Annotated in this window: 19 protein-coding genes; 13 read left to right on the top strand and 6 right to left on the bottom strand. The window is 59.9% G+C overall.

The features are described 5' to 3' along the window. Positions 1 to 10: 10 nt before the first annotated feature. The 13 genes from atpB to J3D60_RS21225 all read left to right on the top strand — a co-directional run bounded on the left by atpB (position 11) and on the right by J3D60_RS21225 (position 12772). On the top strand, positions 11 to 880 hold the full coding sequence (gene atpB / locus J3D60_RS21285) for a F0F1 ATP synthase subunit A (protein WP_017736231.1): 870 nt from the start codon (positions 11 to 13) through the stop codon (positions 878 to 880). A 133-nt stretch (positions 881 to 1013) separates the two neighbouring features. Beyond that, complete coding sequence (gene atpE, locus J3D60_RS21280; RefSeq protein WP_002555987.1) at positions 1014 to 1271, top strand: F0F1 ATP synthase subunit C; 258 nt, start codon at positions 1014 to 1016, stop codon at positions 1269 to 1271. Positions 1272 to 1326: 55 nt separating this feature from the next. Next, positions 1327 to 1797 (top strand): F0F1 ATP synthase subunit B, encoded by a 471-nt coding sequence (locus J3D60_RS21275; protein ID WP_008439543.1) that lies wholly within the window; start codon positions 1327 to 1329, stop codon positions 1795 to 1797. Between the two features lie 12 nt (positions 1798 to 1809). After that, complete coding sequence (locus tag J3D60_RS21270; protein ID WP_027608176.1) at positions 1810 to 2346, top strand: F0F1 ATP synthase subunit delta; 537 nt, start codon at positions 1810 to 1812, stop codon at positions 2344 to 2346. Between the two features lie 21 nt (positions 2347 to 2367). After that, on the top strand, positions 2368 to 3912 hold the full coding sequence (gene atpA, locus J3D60_RS21265) for a F0F1 ATP synthase subunit alpha (protein WP_003177064.1): 1545 nt from the start codon (positions 2368 to 2370) through the stop codon (positions 3910 to 3912). A 50-nt stretch (positions 3913 to 3962) separates the two neighbouring features. Beyond that, a complete protein-coding gene (gene atpG / locus J3D60_RS21260) occupies positions 3963 to 4823 on the top strand; it encodes a F0F1 ATP synthase subunit gamma (RefSeq protein WP_003195829.1) in 861 nt (286 codons plus the stop codon). 27 nt (positions 4824 to 4850) lie between these two features. Then, entirely contained in the window at positions 4851 to 6227 is a 1377-nt protein-coding gene (atpD, locus tag J3D60_RS21255) for a F0F1 ATP synthase subunit beta (protein WP_003177062.1), read from the top strand. Between the two features lie 44 nt (positions 6228 to 6271). Further along, entirely contained in the window at positions 6272 to 6688 is a 417-nt protein-coding gene (locus tag J3D60_RS21250) for a F0F1 ATP synthase subunit epsilon (RefSeq protein WP_065937916.1), read from the top strand. A 122-nt stretch (positions 6689 to 6810) separates the two neighbouring features. After that, the gene (glmU, locus tag J3D60_RS21245; RefSeq protein WP_253492689.1) at positions 6811 to 8178 is read left to right on the top strand and encodes a bifunctional UDP-N-acetylglucosamine diphosphorylase/glucosamine-1-phosphate N-acetyltransferase GlmU; all 1368 of its coding nucleotides are present in this window, start codon (positions 6811 to 6813) and stop codon (positions 8176 to 8178) included. A 227-nt stretch (positions 8179 to 8405) separates the two neighbouring features. Then, on the top strand, positions 8406 to 9173 hold the full coding sequence (locus J3D60_RS21240; protein WP_027608178.1) for a DeoR/GlpR family DNA-binding transcription regulator: 768 nt from the start codon (positions 8406 to 8408) through the stop codon (positions 9171 to 9173). 10 nt (positions 9174 to 9183) lie between these two features. Beyond that, complete coding sequence (gene glmS, locus J3D60_RS21235; protein ID WP_027608179.1) at positions 9184 to 11016, top strand: glutamine--fructose-6-phosphate transaminase (isomerizing); 1833 nt, start codon at positions 9184 to 9186, stop codon at positions 11014 to 11016. A gap of 58 nt (positions 11017 to 11074) precedes the next feature. Further along, positions 11075 to 11437, top strand: coding sequence for a hypothetical protein (locus tag J3D60_RS21230; protein ID WP_065937918.1), 363 nt, complete (start codon positions 11075 to 11077; stop codon positions 11435 to 11437). A gap of 132 nt (positions 11438 to 11569) precedes the next feature. Beyond that, positions 11570 to 12772, top strand: a complete 1203-nt coding sequence (locus J3D60_RS21225; protein WP_253492688.1) for a Fic family protein — start codon at positions 11570 to 11572, stop codon at positions 12770 to 12772. 22 nt (positions 12773 to 12794) lie between these two features. On the opposite strand, the gene pbpC is transcribed toward J3D60_RS21225, so the two are convergent. From pbpC to J3D60_RS21195, 6 genes are all read right to left on the bottom strand, one after another. Further along, entirely contained in the window at positions 12795 to 15092 is a 2298-nt protein-coding gene (gene pbpC / locus J3D60_RS21220) for a penicillin-binding protein 1C (RefSeq protein WP_253492687.1), read from the bottom strand. Then, the gene (locus tag J3D60_RS21215; RefSeq protein WP_253492686.1) at positions 15073 to 20877 is read right to left on the bottom strand and encodes an alpha-2-macroglobulin; all 5805 of its coding nucleotides are present in this window, start codon (positions 20875 to 20877) and stop codon (positions 15073 to 15075) included. Before J3D60_RS21215 ends, pbpC begins: the two co-directional genes overlap by 20 nt. 93 nt (positions 20878 to 20970) lie before the next feature. After that, positions 20971 to 21558, bottom strand: a complete 588-nt coding sequence (locus J3D60_RS21210; protein WP_253492685.1) for a mobile mystery protein B — start codon at positions 21556 to 21558, stop codon at positions 20971 to 20973. After that, positions 21549 to 22013 carry a helix-turn-helix domain-containing protein gene (locus J3D60_RS21205; RefSeq protein WP_027608185.1) on the bottom strand — a complete coding sequence of 155 codons (465 nt, stop codon included), beginning with the start codon at positions 22011 to 22013 and terminating at the stop codon, positions 21549 to 21551. The genes J3D60_RS21210 and J3D60_RS21205 overlap by 10 nt, the downstream gene beginning before the upstream one ends. 162 nt (positions 22014 to 22175) lie before the next feature. Next, a complete protein-coding gene (locus J3D60_RS21200; protein WP_032885177.1) occupies positions 22176 to 23108 on the bottom strand; it encodes a phosphatidate cytidylyltransferase in 933 nt (310 codons plus the stop codon). Position 23109: 1 nt separating this feature from the next. Continuing rightward, on the bottom strand, positions 23110 to 23730 hold the full coding sequence (locus tag J3D60_RS21195; RefSeq protein WP_027608186.1) for a 1-acyl-sn-glycerol-3-phosphate acyltransferase: 621 nt from the start codon (positions 23728 to 23730) through the stop codon (positions 23110 to 23112). Between the last annotated feature and the right edge of the window lie 5 nt (positions 23731 to 23735).

The raw sequence follows: 23735 nt of genomic DNA, 5'->3' as shown, positions 1-23735 counted from the left end.
TGAGGCAACCATGGCAGAAACAACCGCTTCGGGCTATATCCAGCACCACTTGCAGAACCTGACCTTCGGTCAGCTTCCCAACGGCGGCTGGGGCTTTGCCCACTCCGCAGCAGAAGCCAAAGAAATGGGCTTCTGGGCTTTCCACCTGGATACTCTGGGCTGGTCGGTCGCTTTGGGTCTGATCTTCGTCCTGATTTTCCGCATGGCGGCAAAGAAGGCGACTTCCGGTCAACCAGGTGCTTTGCAGAACTTCGTTGAAGTACTGGTCGAATTCGTCGATGGCAGCGTGAAAGACAGCTTCCATGGCCGTAGCCCGGTGATTGCACCGCTGGCACTGACCATCTTCGTCTGGGTGTTCCTGATGAACGCCGTCGACCTGATCCCGGTTGACTGGATTCCTCAGTTGGCCATGGCGATTTCCGGCGACCCGCACATTCCATTCCGTGCCGTATCGACCACTGACCCGAACGCTACCCTGGGCATGGCCCTGTCGGTATTTGCGTTGATCATTTTCTACAGCATCAAGATCAAGGGCATCGGCGGCTTCATCGGCGAACTGACCCTGCACCCGTTCGGCAGCAAGAACATTTTTGTTCAAGCCCTGCTGATCCCGGTGAACTTCCTGCTGGAATTCGTCACCCTGATCGCCAAGCCGATCTCCCTGGCCCTGCGACTGTTCGGCAACATGTATGCCGGCGAGCTGGTGTTCATTCTGATCGCTGTGATGTTCGGCAGCGGCCTGCTCTGGCTTAGCGGCCTGGGCATTGTTCTGCAGTGGGCGTGGGCTGTGTTCCACATCCTGATCATCACCCTGCAGGCCTTCATCTTCATGATGCTGACCATCGTCTACCTGTCGATGGCGCACGAAGAGAACCATTAAGGCCAGTCTCGACTAGTCTGATGTCCTTCCCGGTGAAACGGGAAGGTGGCCCACCAGGGCTATGAAACGATTTGTTTTACCGCTTTAAAATCTAAAAAACCTAAACCATACGACGTAAAAGTCGGGAGGAAAGATGGAAACTGTAGTTGGTCTAACCGCTATCGCTGTTGCACTGTTGATCGGCCTGGGCGCCCTGGGTACTGCCATTGGTTTCGGCCTGCTGGGCGGCAAGTTCCTGGAAGGCGCAGCGCGTCAGCCAGAAATGGTTCCAATGCTGCAAGTTAAAATGTTCATCGTTGCCGGCCTGCTCGACGCCGTGACCATGATCGGCGTTGGTATCGCTCTGTTCTTCACCTTCGCGAACCCCTTCGTTGGTCAACTCGCCGGTTAATCACTCGTTTTTCGAGTGATTGGTGTGTTGTGCAACGAATGAGCGAGGTATTGGCGTGAACATTAATGCAACCATTATTGGTCAGTCCTTAGCGTTCTTGATTTTTGTCGTTTTCTGCATGAAGTTCGTATGGCCTCCGGTCATCGCGGCTTTGCACGAACGTCAAAAGAAGATCGCGGATGGACTGGACGCTGCCGCACGAGCAGCTCGCGACCTGGAGTTGGCCCAAGATAAAGCGGGTCAGCAACTGCGCGAAGCGAAAGCTCAAGCAGCCGAAATCATTGAGCAAGCCAAGAAACGCGGTAACCAGATTGTTGAAGAGGCTGTTGAAAAAGCCCGTATCGACGCTGACCGTGTGAAGGTTCAGGCTCAAGCCGAGATCGAGCAGGAACTGAACGGTGTCAAAGATGCGCTGCGTGCCCAACTGGGTGCTCTGGCCGTCGGCGGTGCTGAGAAGATCCTGGGTGCCACAATTGATCAAAACGCGCACGCGGAGCTGGTTAACAAACTGGCTGCTGAAATTTAAGCGAGGGCGATCATGGCAGAATTGACCACGTTGGCCCGACCTTACGCTAAGGCAGCCTTCGAGCACGCCCAGGCCCACCAGCAGCTGGCCTCTTGGTCAGCCATGCTCGGCCTGGCTGCAGCAGTGTCGCAAGACGGCACCATGCAGCGCGTGCTCAAGGCCCCGCGACTGACGAGCGCAGACAAGGCCGCCACTTTTATTGAAGTGTGCGGCGACAAGTTTGATGTGAAAGTGCAGAACTTCATCAATGTCATCGCCGAAAACGACCGTCTCCTGCTTTTGCCGGAGATTGCCGCTCTGTTCGACCTGTACAAGGCCGAGCAAGAGAAATCGGTAGACGTTGAAGTGACCAGTGCTTTTGCATTGAACCAAGAACAGCAAGACAAACTCGCCAAGGTTCTCAGTGCACGACTCGACCGGGAAGTGCGCCTGCAAGTTGCGGAAGACCCATCCCTTATTGGGGGTGTTGTCATTCGCGCCGGCGACCTGGTTATCGATGGCTCGATTCGCGGCAAACTCGCGAATCTTGCCGAAGCATTGAAATCTTGAGTTTGAAGGGGCAGCAGAGCAATGCAGCAACTCAATCCTTCCGAAATAAGTGAAATTATCAAGGGCCGCATCGACAAGCTCGATGTGACCTCCCAAGCCCGTAACGAAGGCACTGTCGTCAGCGTATCTGACGGCATCGTGCGGATTCACGGTCTGGCCGACGTTATGTACGGCGAGATGATCGAGTTTCCGGGCGGCGTCTACGGTATGGCCCTCAACCTGGAGCAAGACTCCGTAGGTGCCGTTGTATTGGGCGCGTACACCAGTCTGGCTGAAGGCATGAGCGCCAAGTGCACTGGCCGTATCCTGGAGGTTCCGGTTGGTAAGGAATTGCTGGGTCGCGTTGTCGACGCACTGGGTAACCCTGTTGACGGTAAAGGTCCACTGGGCAACACCGAGACCGACGCGGTCGAGAAAGTTGCTCCAGGCGTGATCTGGCGTAAGTCGGTAGACCAGCCTGTACAGACTGGCTACAAGGCTGTCGATGCCATGATCCCGGTCGGCCGTGGCCAGCGTGAGCTGATCATCGGTGACCGTCAGATCGGTAAAACCGCTCTGGCGATCGACGCGATCATCAACCAGAAGAACAGCGGCATTTTCTGCGTCTACGTAGCGATCGGTCAGAAGCAATCGACCATCGCCAACGTGGTTCGCAAGCTGGAAGAAAACGGCGCCCTGGCCAACACGATCATCGTGGCTGCCAGTGCTTCGGAATCTCCTGCGCTGCAATTCCTGGCACCGTACTCCGGTTGCACCATGGGTGAATTCTTCCGCGACCGCGGTGAAGACGCGCTGATCGTTTATGACGATCTGTCCAAGCAAGCAGTGGCTTATCGCCAGATTTCCCTGCTGCTGCGCCGTCCACCAGGCCGTGAAGCCTACCCAGGCGACGTGTTCTATCTCCACTCCCGTCTGCTGGAGCGTGCATCCCGCGTTTCGGAAGAGTACGTAGAGAAGTTCACCAACGGCGCAGTGACCGGCAAAACCGGTTCCCTGACCGCACTGCCGATCATCGAAACCCAGGCTGGCGACGTTTCCGCGTTCGTTCCGACCAACGTGATTTCCATCACCGACGGTCAGATCTTCCTGGAATCGGCCATGTTCAACTCGGGCATCCGCCCTGCAGTGAACGCCGGTGTTTCGGTATCCCGTGTGGGTGGTGCCGCTCAGACCAAGATCATCAAGAAGCTCTCCGGTGGTATCCGTACCGCTCTGGCTCAGTACCGTGAACTGGCGGCATTCGCCCAGTTCGCTTCTGACCTGGACGAAGCGACCCGTAAGCAACTTGAGCATGGTCAGCGCGTTACCGAGCTGATGAAGCAGAAGCAATACGCCCCAATGTCGATCGCTGACATGGCGTTGTCGCTGTATGCCGCTGAGCGTGGGTTCCTGACCGACGTTGAAATCGCCAAGGTCGGCAGCTTTGAACAAGCGCTGATTGCTTACTTCAACCGCGATCACGCCGAATTGATGGCGAAGATCAACGTGAAGGGTGACTTCAATGACGATATCGACGCTGGCATGAAAGCCGGTATCGAGAAGTTCAAGGCCACCCAAACCTGGTAAGCCGCAGCGGGAGCCGCAAGGCTCCCGCTTGCTAACCTGATAGGTGTTACATGGCAGGCGCAAAAGAGATTCGCAGTAAGATTGCGAGCATCAAAAGCACGCAAAAAATTACCAGCGCCATGGAAAAAGTGGCGGTCAGCAAAATGCGCAAGGCACAAATGCGCATGGCTGCTAGCCGTCCTTATGCGGAGCGTATCCGCCAGGTAATTGGGCATCTGGCCAACGCCAACCCGGAATACCGCCACCCCTTCATGATCGAACGCGCCGTCAAGCGTGTGGGTTATGTGGTAGTGAGCAGTGACCGTGGTTTGTGCGGTGGCTTGAATACCAACCTGTTCAAGGCCCTGGTCAAGGACATGGCGGTAAACCGCGAAAACGGCGTCGAGATCGATCTGTGTGTTGTTGGTAGCAAGGGTGCGGCCTTTTTCCGCAACTTCGGCGGTAACGTCGTTGCGGCTATCAGCCACCTGGGTGAAGAGCCGTCGATCAATGATTTGATCGGCAGTGTGAAGGTGATGCTGGATGCGTACCTGGAAGGCCGGATTGACCGCCTCTCCGTGGTATCCAACAAATTCATCAACACCATGACCCAGCAGCCAACCGTGGAGCAATTGATTCCACTGGTGGCGACTCCGGATCAGGAACTCAAGCACCACTGGGACTACCTCTACGAACCAGACGCCAAAGAGCTGCTTGACGGCTTGATGGTGCGCTACGTGGAGTCGCAGGTGTACCAGGCGGTGGTCGAGAACAACGCAGCTGAACAAGCGGCGCGGATGATCGCGATGAAAAACGCTACCGATAACGCCGGTGATCTGATCAGCGATTTGCAGCTGATCTACAACAAGGCGCGTCAGGCTGCGATCACCCAAGAGATCTCGGAAATCGTCGGCGGCGCTGCCGCGGTTTAACGGTTCAAATATTCAGAGGATCCAGCTATGAGTAGCGGACGTATCGTTCAAATCATCGGCGCCGTTATCGACGTGGAATTTCCACGCGACAGCGTACCGAGCATCTACAACGCGCTGAAAGTACAAGGCGCGGAAACTACTCTGGAAGTTCAGCAGCAGCTGGGCGACGGCGTAGTTCGTACCATTGCGATGGGTTCCACCGAAGGCTTGAAGCGCGGTCTGGACGTTATCGACTCCGGCGCTGCCATCTCCGTACCGGTCGGTAAAGCGACCCTGGGCCGGATCATGGACGTACTGGGCAACCCGATTGACGAAGCTGGCCCGATCGACACCGAAGAGCGCTGGGGCATTCACCGTCCAGCACCTTCGTTCGCGGAACAAGCTGGCGGCAACGACCTGCTGGAAACCGGCATCAAGGTTATCGACCTGGTTTGCCCGTTCGCCAAGGGCGGTAAAGTCGGTCTGTTCGGTGGTGCCGGTGTAGGCAAGACCGTAAACATGATGGAACTGATCCGTAACATCGCCATCGAGCACAGCGGTTATTCCGTGTTCGCCGGTGTGGGTGAGCGTACTCGTGAGGGTAACGACTTCTACCACGAGATGAAGGACTCCAACGTTCTGGACAAAGTGGCACTGGTCTACGGTCAGATGAACGAGCCGCCGGGAAACCGTCTGCGCGTAGCACTGACTGGCCTGACCATGGCCGAGAAGTTCCGTGACGAAGGTAACGACGTTCTGCTGTTCGTCGACAACATCTACCGTTACACCCTGGCCGGTACTGAAGTATCCGCACTGCTGGGCCGTATGCCTTCCGCAGTAGGTTACCAGCCGACCCTGGCTGAAGAGATGGGCGTTCTGCAGGAACGTATCACTTCGACCAAGGAAGGTTCGATCACTTCGATCCAAGCGGTATACGTACCTGCGGATGACTTGACCGACCCATCGCCTGCGACCACCTTCGCCCACTTGGACGCCACCGTCGTTCTGTCCCGTGACATCGCTTCCCTGGGTATCTACCCAGCGGTCGATCCACTCGACTCGACTTCGCGCCAGCTGGACCCGAACGTGATCGGCCAGGAGCACTACGACACCGCTCGCGGCGTCCAGTACGTGCTGCAGCGTTACAAAGAACTGAAGGACATCATTGCGATCCTGGGTATGGACGAGCTGTCGGAAGCCGACAAGCAGTTGGTAAACCGTGCTCGTAAGATCCAGCGCTTCTTGTCGCAGCCGTTCTTCGTGGCTGAAGTCTTCACCGGTGCTTCGGGTAAATACGTTTCCCTGAAAGACACCATTGCTGGCTTCAAAGGCATCCTCAACGGTGACTACGACCACCTGCCAGAACAAGCGTTCTACATGGTCGGCGGCATCGAAGAAGCGATCGAGAAAGCCAAGAAACTGTAATCCAGGCGCCCGGAAACGGGCGCTCATCAGGTTGAGGCAATCAGATGGCTATGACAGTCCATTGCGATATCGTCAGCGCGGAAGGGGAAATCTTCTCCGGTCTGGTAGAAATGGTGATTGCACACGGCGAACTCGGTGACCTGGGTATTGCCATGGGCCACGCGCCATTGATCACCAGCTTGAAGCCAGGTCCGATCACTCTGACCAAGCAAGGCGGGGAAAAGGAGGTGTTCTACATCTCCGGTGGTTTCCTGGAGGTTCAGCCGAACATGGTCAAGGTACTTGCCGACACCGTGCAACGTGCTGGCGACCTGGATGAAGCCTCCGCTCAGGAAGCCGTCAAGGCTGCCGAGAAGGCCCTGAACGAAAAGGGTGCGGACTTCGACTACGGCGCTGCTGCTGTACGTCTGGCCGAGGCTGCAGCCCAGCTGCGCACGCTCCAGCAGATCCGCAAGAAGTAAGCGGCGACGCCGTGATGCTTATGCGCGATTGATTAAAAAGGGTAGCCTCGGCTACCCTTTTTCTTTTTTAGCAAAACACATCTTTGGTCTGAAGCCGGACCGCCCAGGATTGGTAGCCATTCATGTCTCTTGAAATCGTCATTCTCGCCGCAGGCCAGGGCACCCGCATGCGTTCGGCCCTGCCGAAGGTGCTGCACCCGGTCGCGGGCAATTCCATGCTTGGACATGTTATCCACAGCGCTCGTCAACTGGACCCGCAACGTATCCACGTGGTGATCGGCCACGGTGCTGATGTGGTGCGCGAGCGCCTGGCGGCGGATGACCTGAATTTCGTATTGCAGGACAAACAACTGGGCACTGGCCACGCCACCGCGCAAGCTGTGCCGTTCATTACCGCCGACACCGTGCTGATCCTCTACGGCGACGTGCCGCTGATCGAAGTGGAAACCCTGCTGCGTCTACTCAAGCGTGTGGTGCCGGGGCAGATGGGCCTGCTCACCGTTGAGCTGGATGACCCCACCGGTTACGGGCGCATCGTGCGCGGTGCCGACGGCAAGGTCGCGGCGATCGTCGAGCACAAGGACGCCAGTGAAGTCCAGCGAGCTATCACCGAAGGCAACACCGGTATTCTCGCCGTCCCTGCCAATAAGCTCGCCGACTGGATGAGCCGCCTGTCCAACAACAACGCTCAGGGCGAGTACTACCTCACCGACGTGATCGAGATGGCCGTGAGTGATGGCCTGCTGGTCGCCACCGAACAGCCCCACGACCCGATGGAAGTGCAGGGCGCCAATGATCGCAAGCAGCTTGCAGAGCTCGAGCGTCACTACCAACTGCGTGAAGGCCGCCGCCTGATGGCCCAGGGCGTGACCCTGCGCGACCCTGCGCGTTTTGACGTACGCGGTGAGGTCACCGTGGGCCGCGATGTGCTGATCGACATCAACGTGATCCTCGAAGGCCGCGTGATCATCGAAGACGACGTGGTCATTGGCCCGAACTGCGTGATCAAGGACAGCACCCTGCGCAAGGGCGTGGTGATCAAGGCCAACAGCCATATCGACGGCGCCGTAATGGGCGAGGGCAGCGATGCCGGTCCGTTTGCGCGGTTGCGTCCGGGCACTGTGATGGGCGCCAGGGCGCACGTCGGCAATTTTGTCGAACTGAAAAATGCACGCATGGGCGACGATGCAAAGGCCGGCCACCTGGCTTACCTGGGGGATGCGGTGATCGGTGCGCGCAGCAACATCGGCGCTGGCGCAATCACCTGCAACTACGACGGTGCCAACAAGTACCAGACCACTATTGGTGAGGACGTCTTCATCGGCTCGAATAACTCGCTGATTGCACCTGTGACGATCGGTGATGGTTCGAACACTGCCGCAGGCTCAACCATCAATCAGGATGTGGATAAGTCCCAACTGGCCGTAGCCCGTGCCCGCCAACGCAATATCGACGGCTGGAAACGCCCGGTCAAAATCAAGAAAAGCTGAGTTATCCACAGCCTAATCAGCAATGCTATCCAAATGTGGGAGGGGGCTTGTCCCCGATGGCGGATTTTCAGTCAATGTTTTAGTCGACTGATCTACTGCAATCGGGGGCAAGCCCCTTCCACATTTGAACTGCGTCGTTGGAAAAATCTGTTTCCGACGCTTGACGATATCTTCCCAATAGGTTTTGATTGCCTTCGTTATCTTTCGAAACGAAACTTATCATCACCATGTCGAAACGAAATACACCCCAACGACGCCACAACATCCTGACCTTGCTCAACGAACAGGGCGAAGTCAGCGTGGACGAATTGGCCAAGCGTTTCGAAACCTCGGAAGTCACTATCCGCAAGGACTTGGCCGCGCTCGAAAGTAACGGCCTGTTGCTGCGTCGCTACGGTGGCGCGATCACCATGCCTCAGGAACTGGTGGGCGACCCCGCCCAACCGGTCTCGGCCTACAAACGTGCGATCGCCCGTGCTGCGGTGATGCGTTTGCGTGAACACGCCCGCATCATCATCGACAGCGGCAGCACCACCGCCGCCATGATCCCGGAACTGGGCCACCAGCCCGGCCTGGTGGTCATGACCAACTCCCTGCATGTGGCCAGTGCCTTGAGCGAACTGGAACACGAACCGGTGCTGTTGATGACCGGCGGCACCTGGGACCCGCATTCGGACTCGTTCCAGGGCCAGGTCGCCGAGCAGGTGTTGCGTTCCTACGACTTTGATCAACTGTTCATCGGCGCCGACGGCATCGATCTACAGCGTGGTACCACCACTTTTAACGAATTGCTGGGCCTGAGCCGTGTGATGGCCGAGGTCGCCCGCGAGGTGGTGGTGATGGTCGAATCCGACAAGATCGGCCGCAAGATTCCCAACCTGGAACTGCCCTGGAGCAGCGTCCATACCCTTATTACCGATGATCGCCTGCCGCTTGAGGCCCGCGACCAGATCCAAGCCCGCGGCATTACGCTGATATGCGCGGCAATCATCTAGGAGAAGCACCATGTGTGGAATTGTTGGCGCAGTCGCCGAACGTAACGTTACTGCCATCCTGCTCGAAGGCCTCAAGCGCCTGGAATACCGCGGCTACGACAGCGCGGGTGTGGCCGTCTTCACCAACGCCGGCAAGCTTGAGCGCATGCGCCGCCCAGGCAAGGTCAGCGAGTTGGAGCAGGCGTTGGCCGGCGAGCCGCTGGTAGGTCGCCTGGGGATTGCCCACACCCGCTGGGCCACCCACGGCGCACCGTGCGAGCGCAACGCCCACCCGCACTTCTCCGGTGACTTGGCCGTGGTGCACAACGGCATCATCGAAAACCACGAAGTGCTGCGCGAACAGCTCAAGAGCATGGGCTACGTGTTCACCTCGGACACCGACACCGAAGTCATCGCCCACCTGCTCAACCACAAGCTCAAGGACCACAGTGACCTGACCGCCGCCCTCAAGGCCACGGTCAAGGAACTGCACGGCGCCTATGGTCTGGCCGTGGTCAGCGCCAGCCAACCGGACCGCGTGGTTGCCGCCCGCAGTGGCAGCCCGCTGGTGATCGGCCTGGGCCTGGGCGAGAACTTCCTCGCCTCCGACCAACTGGCCCTGCGCCAGGTGACCGACCGCTTCATGTACCTGGAGGAGGGCGATATTGCCGACATTCGCCGTGAAAGCGTGGCGATCTGGGACGTGAACGGTAATTCCGTCGAACGCGAAGCCGTGCAATACCGCGACGGTGCCGAGGCCGCCGACAAAGGCGAGTTCCGCCACTTCATGCTCAAGGAAATCCACGAACAACCGGCTGTGGTGCAGCGCACCCTGGAAGGCCGCCTTGGCGACAAGCAAGTGCTGGTCAACGCCTTCGGCCCCCAGGCCGCCGAGCTGTTCGCCAAAGTGCGCAATGTGCAGATCGTGGCCTGTGGCACCAGCTACCACGCCGGTATGGTTGCTCGTTACTGGCTGGAAGAACTGGCCGGCATCCCGTGCCAGGTCGAAGTCGCCAGTGAGTTCCGCTACCGCAAGGTGGTGGTGCAGCCCGACACGCTGTTCGTGACCATTTCCCAGTCCGGCGAAACCGCCGACACCCTGGCCGCGCTGCGCAACGCCAAGGAGCTGGGCTTCCTCGCCAGCCTGGCGATCTGCAACGTCAGCATCAGCTCCCTGGTGCGTGAGTCCGACCTGACCCTGCTGACCCAGGCCGGTCGCGAAATCGGCGTGGCGTCCACCAAAGCCTTCACTACCCAGTTGGTCGGCCTGTTGCTGCTGACCCTGTCCCTGGGCCAGGTTCGCGGCACCTTGGCAGCCGGCGTCGAAGCCACCCTGGTGGAAGAACTGCGCCGCCTGCCGACTCGCCTGGGCGAAGCCTTGGCCATGGACAGTACCGTGGAAAAAGTCGCCGAGCTGTTCGCCGACAAGAACCACACCCTGTTCCTCGGCCGTGGCGCGCAGTACCCGGTGGCGATGGAAGGCTCGCTGAAGCTCAAGGAAATTTCGTACATCCACGCCGAAGCCTACCCGGCCGGTGAGCTCAAGCACGGCCCGTTGGCCCTGGTGGACGACGACATGCCGGTGGTCACCGTCGCGCCGAACAACGAACTGCTGGAGAAGCTCAAGTCCAACCTGCAGGAAGTCCGCGCTCGTGGCGGCCAACTGATCGTGTTCGCCGACGAAAAAGCCGGCATGACCAACGGTGAAGGCACCCACGTCATCAACATGCCGCACATCCACGACACCCTGTCGCCGATCCTCTACACCATCCCGCTGCAACTGCTGTCGTACTACGTCGCCGTGCTCAAAGGCACCGACGTCGACCAGCCGCGCAACCTGGCGAAGTCGGTGACGGTGGAGTAACCCGCTCCACCCTGGAGGCCCGCCCGGGTCTCCAGGTACCCGAAAGGACGCGCCTTCGATGAATACCCCCTCGCAAATCCACGAGCGTTTGCACAACCGCCGATTCACCGTCGCCACCAACACCCACGGGCTCTCCGGCGCGGGCACGGTGTTTCATTACCTTGTCGAGGGCGATGCCATTTCCGGTACCTACCAAGGCGGCCGAATTCGCCTGGGTACGCAGGTCGGCCGCGTCACAGGCCCAGACTCTATCGAGCTGCTGTATCAATGCCTGACACTGGAAGGTGAGCTGCTGGCCGGCTGGTCGCGGGGCATCATCGGTGTCGATGCCGCCGGGCGTACCACGCTGAGTTTCGTGTGGGGTTGGTTGTCGGGGGCGACGGGAGGCGGGGAGTCGAACTACGTGGAGCTGGTTGTATAGGCCAAAAAAAATCAGAAAAAAAATCAGAAAAATGTTTAGCAGATAGTTGTATAAAATCTTGGATTTATCCCGTTACTATTGGACCTTAAAGGAAAACAGATTCGAAAAAAAATCGGAAAAATGGTGAGGAACATGACGCAGAAGTTCATCTTCGGGAATCACTGGTTGGAACCTGTCTGGCCATCGCCAGGTTTCCCTGCGTCGATTTTACGTACGGCAGAGACGCTATCGTTTCGTGCCGGAAAACTCACGGGTTTGCTCCCCGAAAACACCGCTATTCGCATCGGCGGCCTGATGCGGATCACCAATAGTTACTACAGCAACCTGATTGAAGGCCAATTCACCGAGCCTGCTACGTTATCTACACGAGTACCCAGGCGCGACTCCAAAGAACTGCGTGAGCTGGCCGAAAGTCACATCGGCGTTCAGGCGTTACTGGAGCGAGCAGTACGTCGGCCGAAATCAATTGACGCGCCTTGGAGCGTGTTCTTTGCCCCTGAATTCATTTCTGTCATTCATCGCCGCCTTTTTACAGGTGCCAGCGACGACGACTTGCGGCTGAGTGATGGGCGCCTAATGGTGCCGGGTCAATTGCGTGATAGTGCACAACGCAATGTCTTGGTGGGTGATCATGCAGCGCCTGCCTGGGAATCCGTCGCCCCCATGCTCACCCGCCTTCAACAGGTATATGGGGGGCAACCTGATCTGACGTCGCGAATTCTCAGCGCTCTTGCTTATCACCATCGTCTTGCGTTTATTCACCCATTTGAAGATGGCAATGGCCGAGTCGTGCGCATGATTACGCACTTGCAGTTGATGCGCCTTGGGCTAGCGTCCCCACTGTGGTCACTTTCTCGGGGGCTGGCACGAAAACAGGATGAGTACCATGGACGCTTGCGTGCAGCGGATCAGCCGCGTCGCGGTGATCTCGACGGTCGTGGTCAGCTGACTCAAGGTGGGTTGTTCGAATTTGTAGAGTTCATGCTGCAAGTCTGCATTGATCAGATGGAGTATGTAGAACAAGCGATGGGCCTGGTAAGTCTGCGTCAGCGGCTTGAGAGAGTGATTGGGCTTGAGGAGCGATTCATTGGGGCTGGAGTGAAGCCGGAAATGGCCAAGGCCATCCATATCCTGCTAACTCAAGGTGAGATTGCCCGAGCGGACTTCAAAATCTTTTCTGGGCTGCATGATCGCGTAGCAAGTGATCAGCTTAAAAAGTTAATTGATTTGGGCGTAGTTGAAGCGCCGTCTGCCAAGTCACGCTCGATTTTTCCCGGCCTACCCGTATGGTTCGCGCAGATGATATTCCCTGATCTTCATCGGCGCTTTTACTGAGCCAGGGGTCAGAGGCGGCTTATCACGGCACAAACTCCACCCTCAACCCCCGGCTCGCACTGCGCCCCTGATCATCACTGACCCGCAGCCGATACTCCCCCGACTTGCCCGGCCGCCAGTTCAATGTGGCTTGCGGCGGGCCCTGGCCGATCAAGGTTTGATCAGCAAACCAGTACAGCGTCGCCGCATCGCTGGCCGCATTCGCGTTCAGCGGGATGCTTTCCTGGGGTTGGGACAGGCGCAACTGATAGCTCACTTGAGTCAGCGGCGAGCGAATCTGCGGGGCTTCGCTCTGGTCGCTGATGCGGTTGGGCTGGCAGTTTTTCATCACGTTGGGTGGTGTGCGGCGGGGCAGGCCGGCGGCGCGGTACAGGCGTTGGATGTCGCTGGGCCAGAATTCGAAGACTTCCTCGCGGGTGTATTGCGCCTCGAACGGCGGGCACGCGGCTTTGCCGGTACGGGTGTCGATCAGTACCGGGCGGTGCAGGTTGGACACGCGAATCGGTGACACGCCGGGGATGTACCAGGTCTTGCGGGTTTGCGGGCACCAGCGGTTGGGCAACTCGCCCGAGGCGGCGCAGACGTCGATGCGCACCAGGCCGGCGGGTGGTTTGTCGGCCTTGATCACGACGTTGGGCAAGGCCAGGGGCAGGGCGTCGGCGATACGGAAGAACAGCGGCGCGGCGGTTTTGGCACCGATAAACGCCGGGTTGGGGCGACCATCGAAGTTGCCCACCCACACCACCAGCACGTAGGGGCCGACCAGACCCGCGCTCCATGCATCATGGAACCCCCAGGACGTGCCGGTTTTCCAGGCGGTGCGCCAGTGCCGCGCGGGCAGGCCATCCGGGCGTGGGTTACGGCGCAGCATATCGCGCACCATAAAGGCCGCCTGCGGGGTGAGGAGCTGCGGGCCGGTGGCCTGGGGCTGCTCCTGCAGATAGCGCAACGGCCGCAGACGGCCGTCGCCCGCCAGCATCAGATACAGCCGCGCCAGTTCCTCGGGGGTCATCTCACCGCCACCGAGGGCCAGGGCCAGGCCGTAATGGCTTTCACCGCGCAGGCCCTTGATCCCGGCGCGTTGCAGCAACCCATACAACGACGGCGACTTCACCTGGCTGGCCAGCCACACCGCCGGGATATTGCGGCTACGGATCAATGCATCCCGTGCGGTCAGAGGCCCGACAAAACTGCCGTCGAAATTTTCCGGCTGGAAGTAGCCGAAGTTACTGGGCAAATCCTTGAGGATACTCATGGGGTGGATCACCCCTTGATCCAGTGCCAGCCCGTAGAGAAACGGCTTGAGGGTCGAACCTGGCGACCGGCGTGACAATACGCCGTTGACCTGGCCGTGGATGCCTGTGGATAAGTAATCCGCCGAGCCCACCAGCGCCTTGACGCTCTGGTCGCGGCTGTCGATCAGGATGGCCGTGGCATTTTCCACACCGGTGCTGCGCCGCTCGGCGATAAAGCCGCTGATCAGGCGTTCGAGCAGTTGCTGCAGGGGCAGGTTGAGGGTGCTGTTGAGTTCGTTGCCGGGCTGGGAGGCCAACAGCTGCTCGCTCAGATGCGGCGCCAGAAACGGGATCTGCTGGCGGTTGCGGGCTTCCAGGGGCAGCTCGAGCAAACTGGCGTTACGCGGGTCTTGTGGATACGTTTCGCGCCAGTCATTCATCAAGCGCAGTCGCGCGTTTTGCAGCGACGGCCCAAAGCGCGCGCGCCGCCCCGGCTGCTGGGGAATCACCGCCAGCGCCAAGGCTTCGGACAACGACAACTGCGCCGCCGCCTTGCCGAAGTAGATGCGACTGGCCGCTTCGGCGCCTTCGATATTGCCGCCCATGGGCGCCAGGTTCAGGTAAGCCTCAAGGATGTCGTGCTTGCTGTAGCGCGCCTCCAGCCACAGGGCCAACGCCATCTGTTGCAATTTGCCGGGTACCTGGCGGGTGTTGAGATCCCACAGGCGCCGTGCCAGTTGCATGCTCAAGGTCGAGCCGCCCTGGCGTTGGCCGCCGCTGTAGGTGGCCAGGGCCGCGCGCAGCAACGCCGGGGGATTGATCCCCGGGTGCCAATAGAAATTGCGGTCTTCCTTGAGCAGCAAGGCCTCCACCAGTGACGGCGAGATGCGCTCCAGCGGCAGCCATAAACGGTATTGGCCGTCATCCGCCAGGGTCATGCGCAGCAGCGAACCGTCATCGGCCAGCACCACCCGTGACGACGTCACAGCCTGTTCCAGCGGAGCGTAGGGCCATAGCCGCAGCCCCGCCAGCACCAGCGCCGCTGCCAGCAGCGGCGCCAGGCGTTTAAGGCTTGGTAATTTCAAGCTGGCCTACTTTGCCGCGTCCTTGCAGGGTGGTTTCGTACATGCCTTCGGCGTAGGCCGGTGGTGTATTGAACGTGCCGGCGTTGGTGGCGCGCACGCGATAGACGAAGGTGCCTACGTCGCGCAGTGCCGTGCCGTACAACACCACCCGATCATCACGCACATCCACATAGTCCGGCTGCCAGTTGCTCAGCTCGGTTTCGCCGATGGGCGCTTGCCAGGCATCGGCTTCTTGTTCGCTTTCTTCTACGTATTCAGACGCTTCGCCTTCACTGTCCTCGCTGCTGGCGGCTTCCGGCTCCGGCGGCAAGTTATACACAGGCTCGACGCCACCGGGCAGCAAGTCGACCACCGCCACTTGCTGCACCTGGTCACGGTCGGTGGCACGCAGGCGCAAGCGCACCAGGAACTCATCGCCCACCGCCACTGTGCTCACCGGCTCGCCTTTGAGGTCGAGGTATTCGTGGATGATCTCCAGCCCGTTGTTGATGGGCTTGAGCTTGGCACCCTTGTCGAAACCGGCTTCGCTGAGCATGTAGAACGCCGCCGGGCCATCGGATTTTTCCATCAGCAGTTTTTGCGTGGCGCCCGGTACCGCCGCGCGGGGTGGCTGGCCAGCCATTTCCAGCAATTGTTGCTGCTTGTCGCCCAGCCAGGCAGTGGCCTTGAGGGTCATATCGCTTTGCGCGCGCTGGCCGTAGTTGTCCAAGGCCCGCAGTAACAGCGCCGCCGACAGCGAGTTGTAGCGCTGTTCGTTGAGGCGCTTGCCGAGTTTATCCAGCAGGGCGGTAGGAACATCGTCCAGCAACTCGGGGAAATGGCGAGCGAGCAGATGCAGGTGCTCGGCATCGTGGACCAGCGGGTCGTAATACAGGCCGTCGCTGTCCCACTTATCCACAAGCGAACGCCAAGGGATCTTGCGGAACACGGTGTCGGCCTGGCGATCCTGCTTGAGCAGTTTGTAGCTGGCCGCCAGGTAGGCGGCGCCCAAGTCGTTCTGCCAGCTGTCCTTGAAGTAGCTTTCGTAGCGTTCGCGGATATCGCTCAAGGCGCCGCTCACCAGAATCCCCTGACGACTCAACAGGTAACTGGCGTAGGCGCGGTTGCGCAATTCCGACAGGCCTTCGCTCGGGCCGTTGGCCAGGTCCGTCAGATAGCTGTTGGCGCGCACCAGCAGGTCTTCCGGCACCGGCAGCCCGCGCTCCTTGGCTTCGATCAGGAAATCGGTGGCGTACAGGCTGGCGTAGGGCGCCACATCCGGGTTGGCGGCCCACAAACCAAAGCCGCCGGCCTGGTTCTGGCGCTGGCGCAACATACGCACCGCTCCGCTGAAGGCCTGTTCTGCCTCGGGTGCGGTGCCGCCCCAGATCAACGCCGGCATGGCCTTGGACACCAGTTGCTCGGTGCAGGCATAACCGTAGTCATCCAAGTAATGCTTGAGGCCGTTGGCCCATACCAGCGGCGAGGCGGCCACACCCAGTTGTACGTCGCGCAACTGGCTGAACAGTTCACGGGTGGGCTTGAGCTCTTTGCTGGCGCTGTCGAAACGACCCAGGCTCAGGGCCACGCGATGCTCGCTCAGAGGGCGAATCGAAGTGGTTTCCGCCACCTGGATCCGCTTGCCATCCGGCAACACGGCGACAAAGCGCAGGTCCGCCGAACCGAGGGTTTCGCCGACCTTGATCTTGAACTCGGCGGTGCCCTCCTTGCGCGGTTGCAGGGACAAGGTGCTGGCTTTGTCGCCCTGCACCACCAGGCCAGTGCTGGTCTGCACTTCAAACTTCACGTCCGCCGCCGCCTCGAGGTTGCTGAATACCCCGGCGCTGACGTTGAACACATCACCCGGCGCCACGAAGGCTGGCACGTTCGGCGTGATGACGATCGGGCCACGGATCTCGGTATTGGCCTCGCTGACGCCCACGCTGTCGGCGTCCACAGCCACCGCGAACAGGTGCAGCTTGCCGTTGAAGCTGTCCGGCACCTGGTAATGCAGCACGGTTTCACCGGCGGGCAAGTCCACCAGCCCGGACCACCAGGCCACTGGCGGCTGGTGTTTACGCTTGAACGGGTTGAGGTGGTTGGCCAGGGCGCCTTCCGTATCGCCACCGGGCGCCGCCCCACTGAGCAGGCGGCTGAATTCCGGCAGGATCAGGTCAAGGATCTGACTGGTGCCGACTTCCAGCGCACGTTTCTGGAAGAAGAAGCCCAGCGGGTCCGGCGTCTGGTAGCGGGCTACCTGCAGGATGCCTTCGTCCACTGCATACACCACCGCGCGGCCCGGGCGATCGGCGTTGACCTTGATGTCCAGCGTCTGCCCCGGCTCGATTTTCGCCGGGCCCTCGACCTTCAACGCCATGCGCCGCGCATCGAGGTTGATGCTGAACGGCACCACCCCGTAGGACAGCGGGCTCATGTAGACCTCGGACGAGCCGATGTCGCGCACAAACTGCACGTTGACGTAGGCATTGCCCTCAAGCCCCGCAGGCACGCGGATATGTTGCACGCTGTTGGTACTGTCGGCCTTGAACCACTGCTGGGTGTAGACCTTGTCCCGCTCGATGGTGATCAGGCCCGCACCGGTGTAAGGCGCGCGGATGCTGATCGCGATCTCATCGCCGGTGGCGTAGCTGCGTTTATCCAGGCGCAGTTGCAGCTCGGCGTTGCGTTCCAGGGAGCGCGAGGTATTCCCGCGTCCGGCCACGCTGTAGTCGATCTGGTTGAGCAGGTTGCCGTTGGCGTCCTTCACTTGCAGGGTGAAATCCCCTGGAGTGGCGGTGTTCAGGGCCTGCCTGGCGCCGTCCTTGGTCATCACCAGCGGCGAGGCCGGCTGGCTGATGTTCTTGATACGCGACTCGTACTTGTAGGTGCCGTTGGACTGTTTCACCAGTACCGACACGTAGCGGTGTTCGACCACTTCGCTGGTCAAGCCATCCACCGCCAACGGGGTGAGGTCTGGCGTGACGGCCAGCCAGTGCACCTGGCGCGGGGCGTCCTTGGCGACGTACGACAGCGAGTCCTGGCTTTTCACACCCACAAGGTAGGGTGCGGACGACACCAGCAAGGCACTTTGCGCCGCCACGTTACGACCCCCTTCGGCCTCGAACACCTGGGTCATCACTTGCAAGCGATAGGTGCTGTTGGCGAAGCGTTGCAGGTTGAGGTCGAGTACGGCCTGGCCATTGTCGTCGACGGTGGTTTCGGCCAGGTCTTCGGTGCTGGCCTCTTCCAGGGAATCGTTGAGGCGGAAACGGTAGTCGGGGTAACGCTCGAATGCCGCGAGCGTCGGGCTCAGGGACATCTTCGCGGTGACGCGACGGCCGGCCGCCGGGGCGCCGAACAGGTGCATCGCGGTGACCTTGGCCACCACCTGGTCCGGTGGAATCCAGCCCTGTACCGGGGTGTCGTGCAGGCTCAGGCTGACCTTCATGCGGTCCGGTTCGAAATCGCGGACCTTGAAGCTGACACTGCCGAGGTCGGTGCGGGTCTGTTTCTGGCCAATCAACTGCAAGGTCGCGGTGTAGTCACCGGCGGGGGCGACTTCGCTGCTGGGGAAATCAAAGGTTTCAAAACCGCTGGCAGACAGCTTCAGCGGCTGGCGAATCACTTCAAGACCGCGTGGGTCGGTGATCTGCAACTCCACGGGCAGGCCTTGCAGGGCACCTTTCCAGTTGCCGCTGCGCACGATCATGCCCAGGTGCGCGGTCTCGCCAGGACGGTAGAGGCCACGGTCGGTGAACAGGTAGGCACTGAGGCGATCAATCGCGCCGTCTTCTTCCAAACCGCCTACGTCGAAGCGCGACAAATCCAGCTGCTGGGACTGACGGGCGATCGGCAGGAACGACTGGTCATTGCCGCGAGTGACCACATACATCAGCGGCGTTTTCTCACGGCGCAGTTCATCCAGCTTGGCGAAATGCACGTGGCCTTCGCCGTCGGTGTGGCCGCTGCTCACGGGCAGACCGTTGCGGCCAATGATGTCGACCTGGGCGTCGGACACCGGCGAACCGTTGCCGATGGATTGCACATACACGTCATGGCTGCCATCGCTGGAGCGCTTGGCGATGATGCCGAGGTCGGTGACCACGATAAAGCGCAGGTCAGAGGTGGTGCTGCGCGAATAGTCGAAGGTGCGTTCGGCCGGCTCATCCTGAGGGCTGAGCTTGAGCACGAAAATGCCGCGACGGCCACCGTTGGCGGTGAGGTAGTGGCTCAGATCGACGTTGTCATACACGGTTTTCGCCGGTTCCGAGGACGACAGCGCAATATCCAGGGACTGGCGTTCAACCATGCGGTCGAAATACTCGTTGCCGAAATTGGGCCGGGCAAAGCTGCCGCTGCTCTGGTCCACCAGGTGCTGCAATTGGTTGGGCAGCAAGCGCGCGATTTCCACATGGGCGCCAGGTACACCACGGGCCATGAAACCCAGGCGTTTTTCGCCGTTAAGGCTGAGCAACGCGCCGTCGGAGAGGAACTGCAAGGTGCGCGGATAAGCCGGCATGCTGATCAGCGAGGCCGTAGGGTTTTTCGCCAGGTAGCCACCGATGGCTTCCAGGTTGGCGGGCACGCGCACATACAGCGCACGGCCGGCCGGGGCCTTGAACTTGAAGGCGTGCAGGGTGTTCAGCGGTTCGACGCTGGGCACGTGGGTCAGCGTGACCTTGGTACTGCGGGCCAGCAGGGCATCGTCGATGTCGTTGCTGTTATAGGGACGGGTGTCGTCCTGGGCTTTTTCCGGCAACAGCCAGGCCTGGACCTTACCGGCAATGGTCTCATCGGCCACGGCACTGGAGCTGCTGAACATCAACACCGGCTCAGGCTCGCCGCGTTCGTTATCCACAAAGCTCACTTCGGCGCCGGTAAAGGTCAGGCGATAGCGGCCGGGCACGGTGACTTCCGCCACCAGCGGCGCGGTGCTGGCGTTGCCGCCGTCGCGGGCCTTGATGCCTTCATCCAACTTGGCGCTGACCGGCGTGCTTTCCAGCGGTGTGGCCAGGGCGGCGGAGCGCACGTAGGCGTTCAGCCTGGTCTCGTCGAAGCTGATGTCCGGGCGGTTGGGCAACTGGGCGTCGCGGTAGGCCAGGCCTTTGCCGAGGGTGACCGAAACGCGCTTGCGCAGGCTGTCTTCATCGACCGGGTGGGAAAAATGGAAGGTCGCCACCAGTTGTTTCAGCGTCGGGTTCGACGGGTCTTGATACAACTCGTTGTGTGTCAGGGTGGCGCGGAACGGCTGGGTGGAGAACTGGCTGCTGTACTGGCTGAGCAGTACGCCATCGGCCAGCAAACCTTTCCTGGCCAGATCAAGGGTGTAACCCGCTTCGATGGGCCAGTCTTTCTCCGGTACGAACAGCAGCGTGCGGTCATCGGACCAACGCCAGCTCCCGGCCACATTGGGTTTGAGGGTGATGCCTTCGGTGACCGGCTTGCCAATGGCGGCCAGCGGGGCCACCGATTCGGCAAAACGCACTTGCAAGTTATCCACAACCGGCGGTTGCTGGGTGTAGTCAGTCAGGTTGGGTTTGTGCAGCGAATAGCCCACGGTGTGGGGCTGCGGCAGGTTGGAGTACCAGTGCCAGCCATAGAAGCCAGCGGCCGCCAACAGCACCAGGCCCAATACGCCAGCACCCGCCTGGCGTGGATACGCACGGGCTTTGTTGCCCAGGTTCGCCAGGCCACGGCCGATGGCGCGCAGCCATAGCGGCGGATGCCATTGGCCGAAAACGGCCCCCACCACAGTCAGAAACACACCGACAACACGACGGCTGATGGCTTTGAGCGAATCGAACATGGTGAGCATCCCTGGCTAAGTGCGGCGTATCTTACAGGGTCTTTGATACAAAAGATGACGCCGATACGCCGCACGGCGGGGATGTTTACCGAGTCAGCTGCGCACGAATGCCAACAGCAGCGTGTAATCATTGGCGTCGGCAGCGCGAAGCGCCTGGATGTAGCGTTGGCGAACTTCGTTCACGATCACCAGGTTACCGCGCCCCCAGGAGAAGGGAGCAAGACCACATTGCCTCAGCAGGCAATCGGTCATGAGGCGAGCATGTCTACCGTTGCCATTGGGGAAAGCGTGTAGCCACACAAGTCGATGATGAAAGCGCACGGCAATCTCTTCTGGCGGGAATACGTTGTGCTCCAGCCAGTAAGCCACGTTGTCGAGCAATTGACGCAAGTTGACGGCAATCTGTGTCCAGTCACAGCCAATGTTTTTATCTGATTTTCGGAAAGTACCGGCCCACTTCCAAGTGTCGTCGAACATTTTCACGTGGAGTTCGCGGCAGAAATGATCATTCAGCACATCCAGCTTTTTTTGCCGAGCTACCCAACGCGAGGCTTTGAGGATGTTTTGCGCCTCCCATTCATCCAATTCGCCTTGGGTGGCGATGTGTCTCGGTTTCAGCCCAGCGACTTCGTCCGGATCGAGCGGGGTTTGACCGGGTTTAAGTTCCAGTTCTATTGCCATAGGCGTGTCCATGGACCGTCGAGCAATTCTTTGCGACGTTCATCAATCTGACGTTCGATGAAGGCATCAGAAGGACGTTGATCTTCGAGGCTCATGGAATGAGCTACGCCTAGGATTTCTTGCTTGGCCATGAGTTCGGCGCGGTCTTGGATGACTTCATGCAGGGGCTTTTTGGGGACCAGGCCGTACACGAGTTCACAGTCCAGTGCTGCCGCGAGCTTTCTTAGCTGTGCAAGCGAAATGCGATCCTCAGCTTCGGAGCGCTCAGACTTGGTCAAGGTCACTGAAGACACGCCCGCCATTTCGGCCTGGGCTCTTAATGAGCGACCCAACGATTCTCTGATAGAACGCAACCATCCGCCTGGCGGAACGGGTGCGCCTTTAACCGTGTTAAAGGGTTCAATAGCGCGTTCTACTTGAGAAAGGCGCAGCTTGTAGAGGTTGGAAGTACCCATGGTGAAAGACCTTTGTAAGCCTATAGGCTATCAATATTGAAATAAATATTAGCCTATAGGCATACAGTAAGCACAAAAAATAAGCCTATAAGCTAACAAAATACAGGATTCTGTTTGCCTATAGGCTTACAAAGCAACTCAATTTGTTAGCTTTCAAGAAGTTCAGGTCCACCAGTAGCGCACGAGGTGGAAGAAAATCGGCGCCGCAAAACACACCGAATCCAAACGATCCAGCATCCCGCCGTGCCCTTCGATCATATGCCCCCAATCCTTCACCCCCCGGTCGCGCTTGATTGCCGACATGACGATGCCGCCGGCGAAGCCGAGCAGGTTGATCAGCAAGGCGATCAGGAACGACTGCCACGGGTTGAACGGCGTGGTCCACCACAGCGCCGCACCGATCAAAGAGGACAACAGAATCCCGCCGACAAAGCCTTCCACGGTTTTCGACGGCGACAGGTTGGGCGCGATCTTGTGTTTGCCGAACAGCTTGCCGCACACGTATTGCAGCACGTCAGAGAGTTGCACCACGATCACCAGGTAGGCGATCAGCAGCAGGTTGCGGCCTTCGTAGCCGGGGATGTCGAGGGTCAGCAGGGCGGGCACGAACGACACGCAGAATACCGCGATCATCAGGCCCCATTGCACCTTGGAGGCGCGTTCGAGGAAGTGCGTGGTGTCGCCGCCCAGGGAGGCGAGGATCGGCAGCAGCAGGAACACGTACACCGGGATAAAGATCGAGAACAGCCCGTACCAGTCCGAGTAGATCAGCAGGTATTGCAACGGCAATGCCAGGTAGAACGCGGCCACCAGGGCCGGGTAGTCGCTGCGCCGGGTCGGCGTGAGGGTGAGGAATTCGCGCAGGGCATAGAACGACACCGCGTAGAACAGCAGGATCACCGCACCGGTACCGAGCCAGAAGGCGATACCGATGACCACCACCATCACCCACCAGGCGTTGATGCGGGCGTTGAGGTTGTCGATCACGGCATTGGGCGTGCCACGGGTGCGCAGTTTGAGGATCAGGCCTATCAGCGAGGCGAGCACCAGGATCGCGCCGATGCCGCCGAATAACATCAGGGTTTGGCTATCCATCTCAGGAATGCTCCGGGGCGAGGGCGAGCAGGGCGTCGCGGGTTCGGGCAAGGAACGCGGCTTTGTCTTCGCCTTCTTCCAATTGCAAGGGGGCGCCGAAGCTGGTGGTGCACAGCAAAGGCAGCGGCAGCACGCGGCCCTTGGGCATGACCCGGTTGAGGTTGGCGATCCACACCGGGATCAATTCGGCCTGTGGGTAACTTTTGGCCAGATGGTAGATGCCGCTTTTGAACGGCAGCAAGCCGTCCTCCAGGTTGCGCGTGCCCTCGGGAAAGATGATCAGCGAGTCGCCGCCTTCCAGCGCGGCGAGCATGGGCTGCAAGGGGTTATCCACAGGGTCTTTGCGCTCGCGGTCGATCAGCACGCCATTGAACACGCGGTTGATGATGTAGCGGCGCAGGGCGCTTTTGTTCCAGTAATCGCTGCCGGCCACCGGGCGCGTGAATTTGCGCAGGTTCTGTGGCAGTGAGGCCCACAGCAGCACGAAGTCGCCGTGGCTGCTGTGGTTGGCGAAATAGATACGCTGCACCGGCACTGGCGCGCAACCCAGCCACAGGCTGCGGGCGCCGGTGACGGTGCGGGCCATGGAGGTAATCAGCGTGGCGACCACGGGTTCGAACATGGGGG

This window comes from Pseudomonas sp. S3E17 (assembly GCF_024168685.1).
Taxonomy (GTDB): domain Bacteria; phylum Pseudomonadota; class Gammaproteobacteria; order Pseudomonadales; family Pseudomonadaceae; genus Aquipseudomonas; species Aquipseudomonas marginalis.
This window is presented reverse-complemented; position numbering and strand designations above follow the sequence as displayed.